This is a genomic window from Polynucleobacter rarus (assembly GCF_003072505.1).
Lineage (GTDB): Bacteria > Pseudomonadota > Gammaproteobacteria > Burkholderiales > Burkholderiaceae > Polynucleobacter > Polynucleobacter rarus.
Genome location: NZ_NTGB01000001.1, coordinates 2,927,695 through 2,947,045, shown reverse-complemented (window position 1 = coordinate 2,947,045; position 19,351 = coordinate 2,927,695). Strand labels below are relative to the sequence as shown.

The following is a 19,351-nucleotide window of genomic DNA, read 5'->3' as shown; positions in this document are numbered from 1 at the left end:
CTGATCACCGCCAAGACTTTTTGCTTTATACATGGCAGTATCAGCTTCTTCTAAAAGTGCCTCAAGTTCTTTACTACTCTCGGAAAAAATTGAACAACCAATGCTGGCAGTGCAAACATACTCTATAACTGATTGATCTTTTTTCTCAATAGGTAAAATAATTTGATAGGGTTCTAATAAGGCTTGGCGAACTTTGTCTGCAATCCTCATTGCAATTTCAATTGATTTTTCTTCACTATCGGTTAATTGATTAAACAACACCACAAATTCATCGCCACCTGTTCGACTAACAGTATCCATTTCACGAACACAAGCTTTTATGCGGCGTGCCACCTCTACTAAAAAGTAATCACCAGCATGGTGGCCAAATGTGTCATTAACGACTTTAAATTTATCTAAGTCAATAAATAGAAGTGCTCCGAAGAAGCCACTTCGACTTGTCGCTATTAATGATTGACTTAGTCGGTCTCTGAGTAATCTTCGATTGGGCAGTTCAGTAAGATCATCGTAATTAGCTAAGTGCTTAAACTGGTTTTCTAGAATCTTTCTATCGGTAATGTCATTCAATACGGTATTACTCATGATGAAGTTACCATTTTCATCATTCATCCTCTTGGCTGAGGCACTTATGAATCTCGGAACTTGGTTTTTGCCAATTATTTCAAACTCTAAATTCTCAATATACCCATTTAAAAGAAATAATGGGAAATGCTTTTTATAATTCTCAATACTTTCAGCGGTTAAGAAGTCTTTGATATTCATTTTTCCGACAACTTCTTCTCTGGTGTACCCCAACCATTTCAACTCAGTATCATTTATTAGTACGATGACTCCATTAAGATCGGTACAGTGATAGCCACATGGTGAGGAGTTATATAGTATTTGAAATTCTTGAGTTCGCTGTGCAACTATTTCCTCAAGTCTTTTATTTAATGCAACTAAGTTATTTTGCGATGCGAATGTTTCCATGATGACTAGCCTTTGTGTGAGATATCTAAGTAATAGATATATAAGCTTAGTCTGGCAAGTTAATTGAAACGTTTGCTAGAAGGCTCATTAACCATAGATTTTTTGAATTTTTCTTTAGGTTAGAGCAATGAATACCCAAAACTTTCATCATTGGGTTTATTTATATATTTGATTCAATGTAACATGAATCACGCCTTAAGTCTGTCCTCTTTCGAACAATGATTTAGTTTAATTTAAACTGAATCTCTCAAGATAATCTGATTTACGTCCAAATAAAAGCTTAGGGATTATTGGCTGACCTGTTTGAGTGCCGAGATATCAAGAAGCCACTTCACTTAACATCTTTGCTCATTTTAACCAAAACCTTATTCAAAAATTCTATAGTTGCATTTGCACAAATATCCGGATAGGCTGCTGCTGCATGCCATGCATCTCCCTCGACAACTAGCAAGCTAGACTGATACATCTTACTTTGCCATTCTTCAACACTTTGAACTGTTCGTAACCCACTACCCGATGTTGTAATAATCAAGGTTGGGCAAAGAACTTTTAGAACCTCTTCTCGCAAATCTAACTTTGGCACCCATTTTAAATACCCTAACAAGGTGGATTCTGGCGTAAGTCCTTGGACATGATCAACCCACCAATTGATTTCTTGAGAGCTTGCTTTGGTCCCAAGTCTTCCAGGCATCGTTGCTTTAGCCCACGGCTTAACGCCCTCTTCATCAATTTGTTTAAGCCAATCTGGTACTGCCTTCGCTCCCACAACTGGCGGCGTCACTGAAACCACTGAAATAACTTTCTCTGGATTCTTTGCGGCATATTGTAATACTAACGAACCACCACTTTTTGCGCCAATGATATGAAATTGATCTAATAAATAACTTTTGGCAACTGCCGTTATATCATCCAACAAACAGTCCATCGTCCAGGAGAAATCACCTGGCATTGGAGTTGACTTGCCATAACCCCTCATATCAAATAGAACGACACGAAACTTTCTCGCCAAATAAGGAATCCATGCGAACCACGATGCAGAACTTTCGGCAAAGCCGTGGACCATCACAATCGTAGGTGCCTCGGCCCAAGGATCTGTGAAATCTTGTACTTGGCAATATAAATTAACTCCTGGGCTTACTTCTAAATATTTACTTTGCATGCCTATTGACCTTTCACGTTTGCGCGCTTCACAACCTCTGACCATTTGATCAGGTCACTATTAATTCGGCCTGAGAACTCCTTTGGAGTGCCCATTTTAACTTCAGCACCGTCAGCCCTGATTTGATCAATGACTTCTTTTTCTTTTAAGATCTGCGTAATTTGACTATTCAGTTGTTTAACAATTTCAGGGGACATACCCGCTGGTCCTAAAAGTCCGTACCAACCCGAAATCTGCAACCCTTTGTAACCGAGTTCCTTAAATGTTGGCACCTTTGGCAATACACTCAAGCGCTCTGATGAAGTCACAGCTATTGCTTTTAAGCGTCCATCCTTGATATACGGCAAGGCTGATTGCATATTGTTAACCATGAAAGAGACATGGCCAGCTAACAGATCGACTGAAGCAGGAGAAGCTCCTTTATAAGGAATGTGATTGGCGTCAATGCCAGCCTCCAGCTTTAATAATTCAGCTGCTAAATGAGGCAAGCCACCGACCCCCGCTGAGGCATAATTTAATGGTGTGGAGTTACTCTTAGCCAATCCAAGCAGATCCGCTAAAGAATTTACTTTTAAATCTTTTGGCACCACGAGAACAAATGCATTTTCAGCAACAAAAGTAATGGCAGTAAAATCTTTTACCGTATCAAATGCTATGTTTTTATAAAGGCTTGGGTTAATGGCATGCGTGGAGGCTACCATCAGTAAGGTATAGCCGTCAGGCTCTGCATTTGCAACAAATTGTGCGGCAATCATACTACTTGCCCCAGGTTTATTATCAACGATAAATGACTGGCCCAAGCGCTCACTTAATCGTTTTGAAAGAATCCTAGAAATATTATCCACCGGACCGCCTGCAGAAAAGCCGACCACAATACGAACTGGTTTTGATGGAAATTTTTCGACAGCAAACGTTTTTTGGGAAAAGCCGATTACCAAAGTCAAAGTTCCTAATACGAATAATTTATTCAGGAACTTATTTACATCATGTACTTTAAACATTTGACTCACATTATTTTAAGGAAGTTTCCGCACTCTCAAAGGCTTGTTGAAAAGCGCGGTTAATTGATTGTAATTGCCAATTTTTGAGATGGATGTTTTATTTCAATCTCTCTTTAAAGTTCGCTTTCTTTATTTGAGTCGACCTTCAGTAAGATAGATCACCCTTCCTGAGACTGAACGATGTTACACAGCGTTTCGTCATACTCCCCATCAATAAGTATGAAAGCAACGACGCATGGCGCGTTAGATCGATTAGTCCAAGCATGATCTGTGCCGCATTGAATCAAGATATCTCCAGTTTTCAGTAATACTTCGGAATCGTCCAGCAGCATGGTTATTTCACCGGACAAAATAATTGCATAGTCAATGGTTTCTGTTCGATGCATTAATGGGTGACGTCCATTTTTTTCAAATGAACTACCTGCCGCGTTGCCAAGAGACTCAAATAATGCTTTAGACGCTTGCACATCCATATGTTCATTACCATTCGGTTCTGGTGGAAAGTGATTAATTCTTAACACAGAGCCACCTTTCGTTGGTAATTGGCGCCGCGGCCCTAGAGTGGTTTCTTCTTGATGGGTTTTAATTAATGCAGGTGTTTCAAAGGTTCTGAAAATATCTGTAGAAAAGTATCCTGGACGAATTGGCGTACTATGCACATAAGGCGCAGGTCCATCAGAAATGACAACCCCTTTTCCATTTTCATCGTGACCTGTAACAACTCTTCTGACAACTCCTGACATACTAATTCTCCTTATTGAAAATTGATTTTTTTATCAAAGATTAATTTTGACCAAGCATTTGTTTCGTTTTTAATTAAGTCAGAAAATGCTGTTCCTGTTAAAAGAAGCGGCGTCGAACCTGCGGCATAGATTTTCTTTCTAAAGTCGCTTTCATTAGAGCCCATGATGGCTGATGCCAGCAATTGGGCTGTCTCTGGAGACATTCCTTTTGGCCCCATAATGGCAAACCACGGCAAAGTATCTAAACCTGATTGACCTTGTTCTGTAATCGTGGGGACATCAGGAAATAAAGCACTTCTTTTGCCTAAAACACCAATTAGTTTTACTTTTTTTGCTCTGATTGATTGCTCAGCAAGAGAGACACTAATAAACATGCCTGATATTTGCCCACCTAAAACATCCGCAAAAGATGGTGTAGCTCCTTTATATGGGACATGTAAAAAATCGATCTTAGAAGAATCTTTTAAAATTTCAATATAGGCATGTAGGATATTACCGACGCCTGCTGAGCCAAGGCTTAAGGGTGGGTTAGCAGTTTTAGCGAGTGTTAAATATTCTTTTAAATTACTCGCTCCAACTCCCGTTGCAATGATGAGTCCAATATCTGTCTGAGCTAAACAAATGATGGGTACTAAGTCTTTTTGCGGATCAAAGTTGCTTGACTTATCCATCAAAGGACTAAACGTAATCATGCCGGAACTAACGAATAATAAATTAGATCCGTCAACCGGTCCTTGCTTTAAAAAATTAACCCCAACTAAGCCATTCGCACCAGGACGATTTTCCGTAATCACCGTTACTTTTAAATTTTGTTGTAAATTTTCAGCGGCTAATCGACCCAACACATCGGTAGGTCCACCCGGTGCAAAAGGAATAATAATTTTGATATTCGCTGAAGGGGTCGGTTGTGCGAAAACGCTTCCTGTAATCACTGTCCATGTAAAAACAAGGAAAAGCATTAGCCTTGATAAAACGAAATTATCTTTTTGATTGCAATGCATGCATGTCTCCTCTTTTTTATAGCTATGACTATAACAAATTCTTTTTTGCCACTGGCACTTCGGTATGATTAACAAATAATAAAATAATTTGGAGATCATTTTGGAGATTCTTATTCTAGGTTGTGGTGCTATTGGTGGTAGTGTTGCCGCTGACTTTTTAATGGCAGGCGTACCGATTTCGATTACAGACTCATGGCCTAAGGTCATTACAAAGTTACAGACTGAGGGTCTTCAGATTAGCTTCCCAGATAAGGAATTTCAGACTCCAACTAACCAAGCTTTACACCTTAGTGATTTAGCAAGACTAAATCCAAGATTTGATGTGGTTTTTTTAGCAGCCAAGGCCCAAGATGCAAAATGGCTAAGTGAGTTTATTAAGCCTTATTTAAAACAAGACGGAATAATGGTGCCACTCATGAACGGCATGATGAATGAGGCGATTGCAAACATCATTGGTAAAGAGCGTTTAATTGGTAGTGTGATAGAACTTTCTGCCGAGAGTTTTGAGCCTGGCATCATTAAAAGAAAAACCCCACCAAGTAAAACTTGGATAGCGATTGGGGAGTTTGATGGACAAATAACGAACCGTTTAAAAATGGTTCAAGATTTACTATCTCATTCTGCTAAGGTCGACTTTTCTGAGCAAATTGAAAATGCTAAATGGACAAAGTTAGTCACTAATGCCATGATTTTGGCGCCCTTTGCAATGATTAAAGCCGGCTCCTATGATGCCTTTTCAGATCCAAAAATGCGCCAGTTAGTTCTTCAAATTGGACAAGAGGCGATTTCAGTGGGTCGTGCACTGGGTTACGAAATTGAAAAAATATTTGGTTTAACTGCAGAAGATTTAGCTGGAGAGCCTTTAGAAATTTCTCAAAAACTCGTTGATACTTTAGTCGGTCACATCGGTAAAAAATCTCAAAACGCTACCACTCAAGATGTTATAAAAGGCCGGCTTACCGAAACTAGATTTATTAATGGCCTCATTGTTGAACAAGGACAAAAACATAACATTTCTGTCATGGCCAACCAAGCTATTTGTCAAATCATTGATCAAATTGAAACGCATACACTTGAAGCTACACCAAGTAATATCGCTCTGGCTTGCCAACTTGCGAAGATTAACTAGTCTACTTTTGCGCCGGTCAGTTTAACAGTGTGACTCCAATGCTTTAGCTCAGATGCAATGATGCTTTGCGTATCGGATAAACTACCTCCAACAGGAACTAGACCTGCTTTTTCAAACTTCTCTTTTACCTCAGGGCTTAATAAGGCCTCGTTGATTGCTTTATTCAGTTTTTCAGCAATAGCAGGGGATGTTTTACTCGGCAAGAAAAATCCACTAAGAGTGTAATCATTAATTTGAGGATAGCCTAGTTCTATGAACGTTGGAACGTCCGGTAAATTATTACTTCTTGTTTCGCTAGATATCGCTAATATTTTCACTTTACCTTGCTTTGCAAATTGCGAAACTCCAAAGCCAGCAGTACAGCCGATTGGTGTTTCTCCACCAGCTACTGCTAAAGAAGCGGGGCCGGCTCCCTTGTAAGGGATATGCGTAATATCGGCTTTCCAGATTCCATGAAAAAGGTTCTCACAAGTCAGGTGAGGGGTTGTTCCATTACCCGGCGTCGAAAAGGATAGTTTTTCTTTTTCGGCATAGATCTTTAACTCTGCCAAGGTATTGACTGGGACTTTTTCATTCACAGAAACCACATTTGCCTGCTTAGATACAATACTTACCGCAATAAAATCTTTGATAGGATCGTATCCTGCTTTACCAGCGTACAAACTTGGATTGACCGTAAATGCAGAGGAATTCACCAGTAGTGTGTAACCGTCTGGTTTACTAGATGCCACATACTGGGTACCAAGGTTTCCACCAGCACCTGATTTATTTTCAACAACTACGCTTTGATTTAGGATTTTCCCTAACTGCTGACCAATGACTCTAGCCGTAAAGTCAGGTGAGCCGCCCGGCGGGAAAGACACCACAATATGTATTGGACGATTCGGGTAAGACGCAATTAGATCAGTTTGAGCAATACTATGCTGCGCAAAAATAATACTTGTAGTCCAGAGGGCCGCAAGTATCAAGCTTTGCTGAAGATGAAGTCCCATTTCAAACCTTATTTTAAAAATTTTAGTTATTTAGCTTCTTTAATCCAAGGTCTTGCATTACCCTCATACACCGAACTTCCTAACCTAAAATGTTGCGCTTCTTCAAATGTAAAGACAACTGGTACATCCTCGGAATACAAAGAATCTTGGTCTGGTAGTGGTCCATTAAAACTGACTTGAGAATGAAGGGGTCTGCCTAAAATCTCAGATAATCGGTGAGAAGTCTCAATTAATCGATCCAAATGAATTCCTGTCTCAATCCCTAGCGTTTGTAAAAGATGAACTAAATCTTCTGTAGCAATCATTCCCGTCGCTTGGCCATTGCCACAGTATGGGCAACCACCAATACCACCAATGGCGGTATCAGCAATGATCGTATCGGTTGGCTGTAATAAATTTAAGACCTCATAGAAGGAAAGTAATGCGAGTGCTCTGGCGTTATGAAAATGCACATGAAAGATATCGATTGTCGGAAATCTTTCTTTAATTGCTCGAACATCTTTAGCAACTTCTGTTGGCGTATTCCATCCCATGGGATCAGCCATGTCCACTCTGCGAACCTTAATCCCTGCCTCAGACCATGCGTCATATTGCCTTTGCAAGGCCTCCATTCTCGCCTCATGACTAACCTTACCCGTCCAGTTAGAGCCAAACCCAGATGAGAGTCCTATCGCACTTTCTTTTAATCCTAAGGCTACGGCTCGGTCAATTGGTAATCTCCAGCTACGTTCCTGGTCTTCTAAAGTTTTATTCGTATTGCGCTGAATAAAAACACCGCATAAATGTAGGTGAGTTGCTGGCAACTCTTCCGCTGATAAAGGCGGTGTAAATGCTTTACGCTCTTCACGTCCACGATCATTGAGTGCAAGAGAGAAAAACTTCACATCTGGTCTAGGCTCAATTTGCTTAACCAGCTCATAGGTATCTCCCATTTGTGGGCTCCATTTAGGATTAACAAATGCCCCGACCACCATTCTTTTGAGACCCGCATCAACCATTCGGTTTAATAATTCTAATTTTTCGGCAACGGTAACACCGGATCTTTCAATTTGCAGACCATCGCGGAGTGTTTCATCTGTAATCAATACTTTAGGGTAATTAGTCATCTATCTTCTCCTTTATTTATTTTGCCAAACTGGATCACGTTTTTCTAATCTAGCTTTAATACCCTCTTTACGATCTTCGCTTAAATAGGGGTTCACTCCAGGGTCTTGCCGCAGCGCTGCTGGAATCGGCATATCTAAGCCTTTCAGTGCAACAGCTTTTACTCTTCGAACAGAGATGGGAGCATTTTTCGCAATCTGTTGTGCTAATTTCATACTTTCTTCGAACACGAGTTCTGCCGTAGTTAAACGGTTCAATAAACCTCTTTGTAAAGCTTGTTCAGCCGTAATGTACTCCCCTGTCATCAACATTTCCAAAGCCAAAGTTGGACTAATTAATCTAGGCAAAACGACTGATCCAAAATTAGCCCCCATACCAATTTTTGTTTCTGGTAAGCCAAATTTCGCACCTGCATGCGATACCCGCAAATCACAGGCTAAAGACAACTCAAAACCACCTGCCACAGCACTACCATTTAAAGCAGCAATGACTGGCTTTTTTGACTCTAAAACAACCTCATACACATTACGCTCGGGTCGGTTCATCGGTGTTCTAAAACGGACACCCTGTTCATCATTACTCCGCATATTTTTTAAATCCGCGCCAGAACAAAATACATCTCCTGTACCGGTAAGCACGATGACCCGAACTGAACTATCGTCTTCCGCCTCTAACATCGCCTCAATAATGGCTTGTTTTAAAGTATCTGACAGGGCATTTTTTCTTTCGGGACGATTTAAGGTCAAGACACGAACATGCCCCTGATCATTGATTAAAAGTTCTTCCATAAAGTATCTCTATTATTTTTCTAGCTTGAATGCAGTTGTTGAACAATGAATTTATTTGAAAGAGCCTGCTCTATTTCTTCTTCTGAGGCCCCGAATTCTTGGAGTATTTCAACCGTATTCTCACCTAACCGAGGAGCAGGGGTAAATCCTTGGCGATTACCTCCAGAGAAATGATTTGTTAAACCAATTTCTCGAATTAAACCTTCAGTAGGGTGATTCGACTGTTGTAAAAAATTAACGGATTGAATATGAGGATCCTCTAGTAAATCCTCAAGTGAGTTGTAACGCATACAAGGAATATCAATTCTTTCAAAAATCTCAATCCACTGTGCAGAAGTTTTTGACCCTAATGAGCCTGAACGAATTTCGTAATATTCCACGCTATTTTTGGTTCTATTGGTCACACTATTAAAGCGGGGATCTTCTTTTAATTCAGGCCTCCCGATTGCATCAAAAAACGCAAAGGCTTGCGCATCAGTATTCGGTGAAATAGAAATGTAGCCATCGGCTGTTTTTACTGGTCGGTTATTTTTGTCGAGAACACGCGCATCCCCAATCGGTCCAATACCGGGCTCAAAGGTCATATTTCCCATATGCTCTCTCAGCACAAAGGCTGCCATGGTTTCAAACATGGGGATCTCGATCAGTTCTCCCACCATGGTTTTTGTCCTACGATACAAAGCAAAACCAATCGTTTGGGCACTGACTAGACCAGTAATGTGATCACCCATCACTAGTGGTACAAATCTTGGCTCACCGCTGGATTTTTCAAAAGTAGCGCTCACGCCGGCACTGGACTGAATCACTGTGTCATAGGCTGGGCGATTAAAGTAAGTCCCTCCGCGACCAAATGCGAGTATCTGACAATAAATTAATTGCGGATTCGTTTCTCGCAGAGAGGCATAATCTAAACCTAATTTTTGTAATGCGCCAAGCCGCATATTGGTAACAAGAACATCGGCTTTTGCGAGTATCTTTTTGAGCAGAGCAATCCCTTCTGCTGTTTTTAAATTGATGCAAATGGAGCGCTTATTACGGTTAAAATTCATGAACTTCCCCGTCATACCAGGATTTCTTGCCCCACCCCCTAAGGTTCGCATCAAGTCGCCTTCAAGCGCTTCTACTTTAATGACTTCAGCGCCATGATCAGCAAGTGTGAGAGTACAAGTTGGACCAACAACAACAGAGGATAAATCAACCACTGTAATACCAGCTAAAGGTCCTTTTTCAGTATTTAAGTGATTGTCCTGCTCGACTTGGCCCATTAATCTTCTCCCTTTAAACCAATTTGCTGAATTAATGGTCCCCATTTTTTGGAATCATCTGCTAAAAATTTGGTGAATTGTTCTGGGCTATCAACCACAATTTCAGATCCATCTGAAGTAAGTTTTTTTCTAATTTCAGAATCTTTGAGTACTTCTTTGAGACTATTCGATAGTTTATTCACAATTTCACTGGGAGTTTTTGCAGAGGCAATCAAGCCAAACCAATTATTAAATTCAAAATCCTTTAAGCCTAGCTCTTGCATGGTCGGTATATTTGGCAAGAGGGGAGATCTAGTTTTACTAGTAACAGCTAAGATTCTAATTTTATTGGCGAGCATTAATTCTCTTGCGGTAATCTGCGCAATAAAAGCAAAATCCACATCTCCCGCTGCCACTGCTGTGGCTGCTGGGGAAGCACCTCGATATGGTGCGTGTACCACATCCAACCCAGCATAAATTTTCAACATTTCAGCCGATAAATGTCCGCCACTACCTATACCTGCAGAGCCGTAATTGAGCGATTTTGATTTACCTAAATCAATCAGATCTTGGTACGACTTAATGTTTGACTTGGCACTTACGGCCAAGACTAATGGTGCGGTCACAATCCGACCAATACCCGTAACATCTTTAATGGAGTCATAACTTAATTTTTTAAATAAATAGGGGCTAAGGGTATGAGGAGTGTAGATTAACTGGATTTGATAACCATCGGCGGGCATTGCCAGCATAGCAGTTGTAGCAATAATACCGCTCGCGCCAGATCGATTCTCAATTTGAATACTTTGGTGAAGATTTTTACTTAAGGCGTCGCCCACAATGCGGGCGTAGGTATCACTAGAGGCGCCTGGAACTGAGCCAACGAAAATTCGGATTGGCTTTGAAGGATAAGGAAGTGTTTGAGAATAACTATCGAATACTGCTCCTACGCAATACAAGCAAACTAAAAAAAATTGAAGGCAACGAGAAACTTTTACTGTCATCGTTGCTCTCTATAGTCTAACTAAATAAAATTTTATTGGGACTTTAGTCCCGCTACATAATCACCAATTAAAACCAAGTCTTCCAGTTTTATAGCTGAAACTGCTGAGGACATATTACCGTCCATATCTGCCCGAGTCATTGCTTTAAAACCTTTTAACTGCGTCAATAAATAATCATGATTTTGACCTGCAACCCTCGGAATGTGTTGAAGACCTAACAGATTAGGGCCATGGCATTGGGTACAGTTGTACTGTTGTGCAAGTTTTGCCCCCACTTCAACATTCTCAGGTTTTGTAGTGTGAGTTACTTCCCTTGCTTGGGAGGCGTAGTAGGCGGCTACATCCTTCATCTCAGCATTAGAGAGGCCTGCTGCAATTGGAGTCATGATAGGATTTTTTCGATTTCCCTCGCGATAATAATATAAGGTATTTGAGATGGATAAAGGAGGCATCCCAGCTAAAGCAGGAATATCCGGACTTTGAGAATTACCATTTGGACCATGACATGCGTTACAAAGGGCTTCAGCCTTAGCTTTTCCAGCTGCGATATCGGCAGCATTGGCTGATAATGAAAAACTGCTAATTAAAAATGCAATGAGCCCAAGACTCATTGCATTTTGTTTTACTTTTAGAAACGTCATATTTACTTTATTTTGCGTAACTAATACGGTAGATGATTCCATTATGGTCGTCACTTACCAGCATTGAACCGTCAGCAATTACCTGCACATCGACTGGTCTACCCCACATTGGCGGATCTCCTTTGTCATTCGTTAAGAAGCCAGTTAAAAATGGTTCATACTTGACTACTTTGCCATTGGCATCTAAAACAATACGCATCACATCATAACCCTGCTTCGAAGTACGATTCCATGAACCATGGCGTGCTACAAAGATGTTGTTTTTATATTCGGCAGGGAACATTTTGCCTGTATAGAAGCGTAGGCCGAGAGGAGCTACGTGTGCGCCCAATTTGAGGACTGGCTTAGTAAATTCGGAGCAAGATCCAAATTTACCATAAATTGGATCTGGTAAATCACCTTGATGACAGAACGGATAACCAAAATTTTCACCGACTTTATTGAGAACATTTAACTCGTCATTTGGCAAATCATCACTAATCCAGTCGCGAGCGTGCTCAGTAAACCACAACTTCTTTGTTACTGGATGGAAGGCCATACCAACAGAGTTTCTGACACCAGTTGCAATTCTTTCGATAACACCAGTTTTAGGATCAACTCTCAAAATTGCAGCTTGGATATAGTTTGGTAATGTGATGTTTTGTGGTGAGCCAATATTGAAATAAAGCTTTTTGTCTGGTCCGGCAACCATATACTTCCAAAAATGACCTGGGCCGTTAGTTGGATCTAAGCCATCAACTACTTGAACTGGCTCAGGTGGATTATCTAAAAGACTTTCGATATTCTCTAACTTCACAATACGTCCACGCTCAGCGATATAGAGCGTGCCATCAATCATGGCGATACCGTTCGGTGTATCAAGGCCTTTAGCAACAGTTTTCATGACACGTTTACCATCTTTTTCGACAATAGCGTAAACATTCTTGCCATTCCGGTTACTTACATAGACAGTACCTTGAGGACTTTGGATCATTGAACGTGCGTTGGTTACACCCTCCATCCAAACTTCAACTTTAAAACCTGCAGGAACTTTGAGAGAGGAAATTGGTAGATCTTTGGCATCAACGCCCGTTAAAACAGGTGCGAAAGGATGCAGAGTTGATTTAGTTTGCTCTTCACTGATTCCTTGTTTCCATGGTGGAGGTGCATCAGGAGTTTGGGCTAAAGCTCCTTGAACTACAACTAGAGCAATTAGTGGTATTAACTTACGAATCATGTTTGTCTCCGTCTAATAAAGGGATTTAATTAATAACTTCTAGAGTCATTTTATACACAATTTATAAAAAACGCTAAAGAGAATTTAAGTTTAAAATAAATTTTTAAAAAAATTCAATATGGCTTCTTATGTATACCAATAAAGGCTCTGCAGTTAGGGTAACTACTTACTTTTTAATGTTGTCGTTAGTTCTTTTACAAGCAAATATTTATGCGGAAGAGATTTCTTTAGACGAAATGGTTGTCAGTGCCACACGAGATAGTCAAGATAGTTTTGAAATTCCGGTATCTGTATCGAAGATTTCGCAAGCGACCTTATTTGAAAAATCGAACCCGAACAACAATCTTTCTGAATCTTTACAGTCCGTGCCAGGTGTGATTGCTAATAATCGCCAAAATTATGCGCAAGACCAACAAATTTCAATAAGAGGCTTTGGAGCGCGCTCACCAAGTGGTGTCAATGGTGTAAGAATTATTGCTGACGGCATTCCAGCATCCAGACCAGACGGTTCAGCTCAGGTCAGTAACTTGAATTTAAGCTCTGCAGAATCAATTGAAGTGCTAAGGGGTCCTTTTTCGGCTCTTTATGGCAATGCTTCTGGTGGCGTCATACTTCTGGAATCTCAAAGTGCGAAACCAGGTATATTTTTTAGCCCAACATTAGAAATGGGTAGCTTTGGTTATTGGAAAAGTGATAACCAAATTTCATATGGCACCAATCAATGGGGTAGCTTCTTACAACAAAGTCGTTTTTCAACGGATGGTTACCGTGATCATAGCGCTGCCACACGCGACTTATTCAATCTCAAAACAGATATCAAAATTAATGATGATCAAAAACTCACTTGGGTCGTTAATTATTTAAACATGCCCTTGTCTTATGACCCTCAAGGTCTCAGTGCAGCACAAGCTGCAACGACCCCTCAGGCGGCAAATGCCAGCGCCCTCTTATACAACACCCGTAAAAGTCTTTCCCAAACCCAAACTGGTTTTAATTGGACAGACAGAATTGATCAACAAAACCAATTACAAGTAACCAGTTATGTGGGCCAACGTAATCTAGAGCAGTTTCTATCAACACCGATAAGCAGTCAAACGGGAGCAAATGCAAATACCACCTCTGGCGGGGTAATCAATTTAGATTGGAATTATTTCGGCTTCGATTCTAGGTATAGTCATGTACAAGAAATAGCAGATATGTCCTTAAAAGTCTCTATTGGTACAAACTATGATCGGTTAAATGAGCGTCGCTTAGGCTTTAATAATTACATTAGCTCTTCAGGCTCACCCGTATGCGGAACGACCGCCACTTGCGGCGTAACGGGGACACTCAAAAGAGATGAGAATAATTATGCCCAAAATTTTGACCAATACGTTCAAGCTGAACTCAATCCAAATGATGACTGGAAGATTTATGCAGGTCTGCGCCATAGCTATGTAACGATGGGCTCTCAAGATAATTATCTCAGCAACGGCAATCAAAGCGGAGATACCCAATTTTCTAGTACAAACCCAATCGCTGGAGTACTGTATCAAATCACGCCCGAACTCAATACTTATATCTCTATGGGTAGAGGTTTTGAAACTCCAACTCTGTTACAAAGTGCTTATTCCTACGGGGCAAATACTGGATTTAATACTGGCTTGATGGCCAGTGCAAGCCAGCAAATTGAGGCAGGAATTAAATTTAGAGCAAATGATACCTACTTAAAAATGGCAGTCTTTCAGGCCAATACAGCCAATGAAATTGGCGTACAAAACAACACAGGTGGCAGAGCGATTTATCAAAACGTGGGTGACACGCTTCGCCAAGGATTTGAATTAGAACTGTTAAAGCAGTGGCAACATGGGATTAGAACCATGGTCGCTGCTAGCTTAATCAATGCCACCTACCAAAATAACTTCCTAACTTGTCAAAGTAGCAGCGCCTGTACAACACCATCCTCATTTACTGTAGTGAATGCTGGCAACACCTTACCCGGAGTCGCGCCGCAAAGGGTCTATGCTGAGGTTTCATGGCGCAGTCCCGATAAAGAGTGGGAAACCGGTCTTGAGTATCGCTTCAGTAGTTCAATTTTCGCCAATGATCAAAATAGTGAATCTGCTGCCAGTTACAACTTATTCAGTCTACGACTTTCGCATCAAAATCTTTGGAACGAATGGAGCTTTAGACAATTTTTACGATTCGACAACATAGGAAACAACCCCTATGTTGGATCTGTGATTGTTAATGAAGCAAACAAAAACTACTATGAAACAAGCCCCGGACTCACTTGGTTGGTTGGTCTTAATTTAACCTACCGTCCAAAGTAAGGTAGTTGATTTCATTTTTCTAAAAACTTAAGCAGTTGCTCTTTCCACCACTTAGCTTGGCCAGTAGTGCCATGACCGCTGGTCAGTTCACTAGCAGGAATGAGATAGTAAGAAGCGGATTTTAATTTAGCAAGAGCGGATTCGACTTTACCAAGTTCGGGGAGATTTCGCTCATCGTCTGCTGAATTAATAATTAATAATTTAGCCTTAATTTTCTCAAGTCCCGGCTCAGGATTAAAGTCCTCGGAAGATTGCCATTGATACAAGAGATCATTGGCATCTTGAACATTCGTGTCTTTAAAACGATTGGCAATGAGTTCATTTCCTTTGCTACTATTAGGCGCTATTTTTTGTAATCCGAGTGTGCCGCCACTTGTTGCTAATGAAAAATAAGTGGTAGCAAATTTTGCACTATACGGTTGCTTTGTGTAATTGCCCCCCTCCCACTGAGGATCTTGTTTGATAGAGTCCACGATAAACTTTCTCATGATCCAGTTTCTACCTGACATCGCTGCAGGACTAGAGGCTAGAGGCATTGCCATATCCATCATGTCAGGATATTGAATCGTCCATAACCAAGTTTGCATGCCACCCATGGAGTTACCCATCACCAATTTTAGATGTTTAATACCAAGCCCCTGAGTGACCAAAGCATGTTGCGCCTTCACCATGTCATCGTAGTTGTAGTTTGGAAATTTCGCTCTTAATCCGTCCGATGGTTTACTGGAGTTTCCTGCGCCAATTGCATCGGTCAAAATAATAAAGTATTTAGAGGCATCTAATACCTGCCCTGGTCCGAATATTTCGCCGCCGAAGCCAGGATTAAGCATTCCCTTTGCTGAGCCGGCTGTGCCATGTAAAACCAGTACAGCAGGATTATCAGAGCTACCTAGTGTGATGTAACTCAATTTCAATTCCGGCAAAATTTGACCATTATGGAATTGGAAATTCTTCATTGTCCAACTGGATGATTTTTGGAGATAAAACTCCTGCGCCTGAAGTGAACCCATCATAAAAATTAAGCTACTAAGGATAATTTGAATCATTTTCATTTTTATCTCCAATTTTTAAAAACATTTTATTATGATTGGTAATTAGTACAATTATTCTGTTGAGTCATTTGTAACACATAACTGCAAATTAAAAAATCAATCGGGGACAATTCATGAAACGTCGGCAATTTTTAACTCACTCGTCTTATTTAATCGCAGGCACTACACTTCCTACGATGCATTTATTTGCAAAAGAGACGATTAGCCCCGAAATGGAATTTTTAAGCAACTACATGAGTCAAGCCTTCAGTAAAAAACTACCTGAAGAAATTCTCGAACAAGCTAAATTTCACATTCTAGATACTTTTTCAGCGATTCTTTCTGGCTCTGAATTAGCTCCAGGAATTGCAGGCATTAACTATATCAAACGACATGGTAGTGCTGGTAAATGCACGGTGATGGGGACTCAATTAAAGGCTAGTCCTTTGGATGCAGCCCTTGCAAACGGTGTCATGGGGCACGCTGACGAAACTGATGATTCACACGGACGTTCTAGATCACATCCTGGTTGCTCGATTGTGCCTGCAACCATGGCTAGTTCTGAAATCTTTAAAATTACTGGTGACCACTTTATTAAAGCAGTTACGCTAGGTTATGACGTTGGCACAAGGTTACTTATGTCCCTTGGTGGGCCTGAATTTAGTTATACCAGCCACAAAAGCTCTCATAGTATTGCTGGAATGTTCGGTAGTGCAGCAGCGTCAGCTTGTGTTGCTAAATTCAATCCGCAACAGATACGTTGGGTGTTTGATTACACTGCTCAACAATCTTCTGGAATCGCAGCTTGGGGAAGAGATAAAGACCATATTGAAAAAGCTTTCGTCTTTGCTGGAATGCCGGCTAGAAATGGTTTAGCATCAACACTATTAGTAGATTCTGGTTGGACTGGTATTGATGATATTTTCAGTGGTGCTGATAACTTCTTTTTAGCTTATGCGCCGAATGCGAAGAATAATTTACTCATTGAAAATTTAGGAGTTCAATATGAAATTGCCCTAACGGATATTAAAAAATGGTCGGTTGGCTCCCCTATTCAAGGCCCTTTAGACGCTCTCAATATCCTTCAACAGAAAAATAAGTTTAATGCAGACCAAGTTGAAAAACTACATGTCCGCTTAGCTCCCTCTGCCGCTAAGGTTGTCAATAATAGAGAAATGCCTGATATTTGCGTACAACATATGATGGCTGTAATGTTGCTAGATAAGACCGCCTCTTTCAAAGCAGCGCATGATGTTGAACGAATGAAAGATTCCAAAATATTGGCTGAACGCGCTAAGGTAAACTTAATTAGTGACGAGAATCTTAATCAATTTATGCCAATTCGGGTAGCCATTGTTGAAGTCGAACTCAAGGATGGTCGAAAGTTTTCAGAGCGCGTTGACGCAGTTAGAGGAACCCCTAGGAATCCAATGACTAAGCCTGAGGTCTACGATAAAGCGTCAGACCTCATCGGCCCTGTCATTGGTGGATCTCAATCTAAAGAATTATTAGATTTTGTAAACACGCTCGAACGACAACAAAATTTAGATAAATTAAGCTATTTACTACAGAAAAATACCTAAGCTTTAATTTTTCAAATTAGCCATTTCATTTAACCTTACTCTAAGCACATCGATATAACTTTTAATTTCAAAGTATTTATCTGAGCGTAGGGTAGGTATCTTTATTTTTGAAATTTGCTGATCTAAATCATGAAGTTTGGATGAGGTGTTTTTGATATCTTGCTGAGTTCTATCAGTCTGCTCTAAAGCTAGAACCTCTTCCTCTAATCTCCTCAAAGCTATATACATCCTTCCTAACTTGAGATTCAAATTCAGCGCAAAGATAGTTGGCAGATAAGTCAAAACAGGAATACCAATCGCTAAAATAGGGATTGCAATTTTAGCGATTCTAATCACCCAAACTGCTAGCCAAGAGGGTAAATTACGATAAAGGAAGGACGGGCCCTCTTTCATATAATCTTCAGCATCTGACTGCAATGGCAGATCAAGTCGAATGCTTGAAGGGAATTCTGAGACTTCCTGAATACGGGTATAGTTTTTTAATAAATCATACAAAACTTCCATGATTAGATTTACAAATCCAGGACTAATATCTTCTCGCGCCACTAAAGTAGCTGTTGAGGCAATTACATGGATACTTTTAGGGGGTTGATTAAACTCTAAACTGACATTACCGTGTGGCAAGTACACTTTGCTCAAATACGGAAGCTGCCTAACATAGGTATCAGCTTGATCAAAATCCATGATGGTGAGTCCAGGCGATCTATAGAATTTTTCCAAAATAGGCGCATCTACACCAACAGAAAAACAAACCACATCAATTTCCTTAGCCTGTATTTTTTTTAATGCTTCATCCGGAGATATTTCAAACAACTGGATTTGAGAGGAGTCAAACCCATGAACCTTGAGTAACTCTTTTGATAAAGTATTCGTACCACTTCCCGCAGCACCGATGGCAACACGTTTGCCTTTTAACTGTTGAATACTATTTAAATGACCTGAAATATCTTTAAACGAATCTGTTCTATACCAAACCCAAAAAGGTTCATGAAAAACGCCTGCGATTGAAACTAAATTAGGATTTTTTTGTTCGTTTGTTACTCCAGATTGAACTAAGGCTAATTGAACATCGGATTTTTTATCTGCAATTAATTTTAGGTTTTCAAGCGAACCGGCAGTAACCTTTAACTCAACTTTAATACCGCTTTTTTCAAGCTGTTTTTTAAAATCCTCGCCAAATCGGTAATAAAGCCCCGTCTTAGATCCAGTTGCAATAACTACTTTATTTGGAATCGAGGGAACCAAAAACCACATTATTAAGAAAAAGATACCAATCAAAGCAACTAAAGAAATAGATGCAATATAGATTACTTTTTTAGGTACGTTATAAATGTCCATATTTTTTAGTAGTGGTTTGTTGATATTAATTTCAATTCTGTAATAGACTATCAGAATTACATGTTATTTACATTGGGATTTGTATTGTATAAACGA

17 protein-coding genes are annotated in these 19,351 nt (G+C 40.2%); 3 read left to right on the top strand and 14 right to left on the bottom strand.

The annotated features are described in order from the left end of the window. From AOC35_RS14455 to AOC35_RS14435, 5 genes are all read right to left on the bottom strand, one after another. Nucleotides 1-969: sensor domain-containing protein (locus AOC35_RS14455; RefSeq protein ID WP_159077611.1), on the bottom strand; the 969-nt coding region annotated here is incomplete at its 3' end. A gap of 331 nt (nt 970-1,300) precedes the next feature. Further along, nucleotides 1,301-2,128 carry an alpha/beta fold hydrolase gene (locus AOC35_RS14450; RefSeq protein ID WP_159077610.1) on the bottom strand — a complete coding sequence of 276 codons (828 nt, stop codon included), beginning with the start codon at nt 2,126-2,128 and terminating at the stop codon, nt 1,301-1,303. A 2-nt stretch (nt 2,129-2,130) separates the two neighbouring features. Beyond that, complete coding sequence (locus tag AOC35_RS14445) at nt 2,131-3,129, bottom strand: Bug family tripartite tricarboxylate transporter substrate binding protein (protein WP_108648323.1); 999 nt, start codon at nt 3,127-3,129, stop codon at nt 2,131-2,133. 158 nt (nt 3,130-3,287) lie between these two features. Further along, entirely contained in the window at nt 3,288-3,872 is a 585-nt protein-coding gene (locus AOC35_RS14440) for a cupin domain-containing protein (RefSeq protein WP_108648320.1), read from the bottom strand. A gap of 11 nt (nt 3,873-3,883) precedes the next feature. Further along, nucleotides 3,884-4,873, bottom strand: coding sequence for a Bug family tripartite tricarboxylate transporter substrate binding protein (locus AOC35_RS14435; RefSeq protein ID WP_159077609.1), 990 nt, complete (start codon nt 4,871-4,873; stop codon nt 3,884-3,886). 100 nt (nt 4,874-4,973) lie between these two features. Between AOC35_RS14435 and AOC35_RS14430 the strand changes: the two genes are divergently transcribed. Continuing rightward, nucleotides 4,974-6,002, top strand: coding sequence for a ketopantoate reductase family protein (locus AOC35_RS14430; RefSeq protein ID WP_159077608.1), 1,029 nt, complete (start codon nt 4,974-4,976; stop codon nt 6,000-6,002). Here the strand turns inward: AOC35_RS14430 and AOC35_RS14425 are convergent. From AOC35_RS14425 to AOC35_RS14395, 7 genes are read right to left on the bottom strand one after another with little or no spacing between them, the layout of a single operon-like run. After that, nucleotides 5,999-6,994, bottom strand: a complete 996-nt coding sequence (locus AOC35_RS14425) for a Bug family tripartite tricarboxylate transporter substrate binding protein (RefSeq protein ID WP_108648315.1) — start codon at nt 6,992-6,994, stop codon at nt 5,999-6,001. The genes AOC35_RS14430 and AOC35_RS14425 overlap by 4 nt on opposite strands. 26 nt (nt 6,995-7,020) lie before the next feature. Further along, complete coding sequence (locus AOC35_RS14420) at nt 7,021-8,100, bottom strand: beta/alpha barrel domain-containing protein (RefSeq protein WP_108648313.1); 1,080 nt, start codon at nt 8,098-8,100, stop codon at nt 7,021-7,023. 12 nt (nt 8,101-8,112) lie between these two features. Continuing rightward, the gene (locus tag AOC35_RS14415) at nt 8,113-8,886 is read right to left on the bottom strand and encodes an enoyl-CoA hydratase/isomerase family protein (RefSeq protein ID WP_108648311.1); all 774 of its coding nucleotides are present in this window, start codon (nt 8,884-8,886) and stop codon (nt 8,113-8,115) included. A 20-nt stretch (nt 8,887-8,906) separates the two neighbouring features. Continuing rightward, complete coding sequence (locus AOC35_RS14410) at nt 8,907-10,196, bottom strand: CaiB/BaiF CoA transferase family protein (RefSeq protein WP_211307532.1); 1,290 nt, start codon at nt 10,194-10,196, stop codon at nt 8,907-8,909. After that, nucleotides 10,151-11,134: a Bug family tripartite tricarboxylate transporter substrate binding protein gene (locus AOC35_RS14405; RefSeq protein ID WP_108648308.1), complete on the bottom strand. Its 984-nt coding sequence runs from the start codon at nt 11,132-11,134 to the stop codon at nt 10,151-10,153. Before AOC35_RS14405 ends, AOC35_RS14410 begins: the two co-directional genes overlap by 46 nt. Before the next feature lie 32 nt (nt 11,135-11,166). After that, on the bottom strand, nt 11,167-11,817 hold the full coding sequence (locus tag AOC35_RS14400; protein ID WP_108648306.1) for a c-type cytochrome: 651 nt from the start codon (nt 11,815-11,817) through the stop codon (nt 11,167-11,169). Continuing rightward, nucleotides 11,783-12,991: a PQQ-dependent sugar dehydrogenase gene (locus AOC35_RS14395; RefSeq protein ID WP_211307531.1), complete on the bottom strand. Its 1,209-nt coding sequence runs from the start codon at nt 12,989-12,991 to the stop codon at nt 11,783-11,785. Before AOC35_RS14395 ends, AOC35_RS14400 begins: the two co-directional genes overlap by 35 nt. Nucleotides 12,992-13,119: 128 nt before the next feature. Here AOC35_RS14395 and AOC35_RS14390 point away from each other — a divergent pair, with 128 nt between their 5' ends. Beyond that, nucleotides 13,120-15,303, top strand: a complete 2,184-nt coding sequence (locus AOC35_RS14390; protein WP_108648304.1) for a TonB-dependent receptor family protein — start codon at nt 13,120-13,122, stop codon at nt 15,301-15,303. A gap of 11 nt (nt 15,304-15,314) precedes the next feature. Here the strand turns inward: AOC35_RS14390 and AOC35_RS14385 are convergent, their stop codons facing one another. Continuing rightward, nucleotides 15,315-16,355: an alpha/beta fold hydrolase gene (locus tag AOC35_RS14385; protein ID WP_108648302.1), complete on the bottom strand. Its 1,041-nt coding sequence runs from the start codon at nt 16,353-16,355 to the stop codon at nt 15,315-15,317. A 113-nt stretch (nt 16,356-16,468) separates the two neighbouring features. Here AOC35_RS14385 and AOC35_RS14380 point away from each other — a divergent pair, with 113 nt between their 5' ends. Then, nucleotides 16,469-17,917 carry an MmgE/PrpD family protein gene (locus AOC35_RS14380; protein ID WP_108648301.1) on the top strand — a complete coding sequence of 483 codons (1,449 nt, stop codon included), beginning with the start codon at nt 16,469-16,471 and terminating at the stop codon, nt 17,915-17,917. Nucleotides 17,918-17,920: 3 nt separating this feature from the next. Here the strand turns inward: AOC35_RS14380 and AOC35_RS14375 are convergent, their stop codons facing one another. Next, nucleotides 17,921-19,255, bottom strand: a complete 1,335-nt coding sequence (locus AOC35_RS14375) for a TAXI family TRAP transporter solute-binding subunit (protein ID WP_108648299.1) — start codon at nt 19,253-19,255, stop codon at nt 17,921-17,923. Between the last annotated feature and the right edge of the window lie 96 nt (nt 19,256-19,351).

Excerpts from the sequence above, each read along its gene's own strand:
- AOC35_RS14415 (WP_108648311.1), bottom strand. The coding sequence starts at position 8,886 with ATGGAAGAACTTTTAATCAATGATCAGGGGCATGTTCGTGTCTTGACC.
- AOC35_RS14445 (WP_108648323.1), bottom strand. The coding sequence starts at position 3,129 with ATGTTTAAAGTACATGATGTAAATAAGTTCCTGAATAAATTATTCGTA.
- AOC35_RS14440 (WP_108648320.1), bottom strand. The coding sequence starts at position 3,872 with ATGTCAGGAGTTGTCAGAAGAGTTGTTACAGGTCACGATGAAAATGGA.
- AOC35_RS14400 (WP_108648306.1), bottom strand. The coding sequence starts at position 11,817 with ATGGAATCATCTACCGTATTAGTTACGCAAAATAAAGTAAATATGACG.
- AOC35_RS14385 (WP_108648302.1), bottom strand. The coding sequence starts at position 16,355 with ATGAAAATGATTCAAATTATCCTTAGTAGCTTAATTTTTATGATGGGT.
- AOC35_RS14375 (WP_108648299.1), bottom strand. The coding sequence starts at position 19,255 with ATGGACATTTATAACGTACCTAAAAAAGTAATCTATATTGCATCTATT.
- AOC35_RS14435 (WP_159077609.1), bottom strand. The coding sequence starts at position 4,873 with ATGCATTGCAATCAAAAAGATAATTTCGTTTTATCAAGGCTAATGCTT.
- AOC35_RS14390 (WP_108648304.1), top strand. The coding sequence starts at position 13,120 with ATGTATACCAATAAAGGCTCTGCAGTTAGGGTAACTACTTACTTTTTA.
- AOC35_RS14425 (WP_108648315.1), bottom strand. The coding sequence starts at position 6,994 with ATGGGACTTCATCTTCAGCAAAGCTTGATACTTGCGGCCCTCTGGACT.
- AOC35_RS14450 (WP_159077610.1), bottom strand. The coding sequence starts at position 2,128 with ATGCAAAGTAAATATTTAGAAGTAAGCCCAGGAGTTAATTTATATTGC.
- AOC35_RS14395 (WP_211307531.1), bottom strand. The coding sequence starts at position 12,991 with ATGATTCGTAAGTTAATACCACTAATTGCTCTAGTTGTAGTTCAAGGA.
- AOC35_RS14405 (WP_108648308.1), bottom strand. The coding sequence starts at position 11,134 with ATGACAGTAAAAGTTTCTCGTTGCCTTCAATTTTTTTTAGTTTGCTTG.
- AOC35_RS14380 (WP_108648301.1), top strand. The coding sequence starts at position 16,469 with ATGAAACGTCGGCAATTTTTAACTCACTCGTCTTATTTAATCGCAGGC.
- AOC35_RS14420 (WP_108648313.1), bottom strand. The coding sequence starts at position 8,100 with ATGACTAATTACCCTAAAGTATTGATTACAGATGAAACACTCCGCGAT.
- AOC35_RS14410 (WP_211307532.1), bottom strand. The coding sequence starts at position 10,196 with ATGGGGACCATTAATTCAGCAAATTGGTTTAAAGGGAGAAGATTAATG.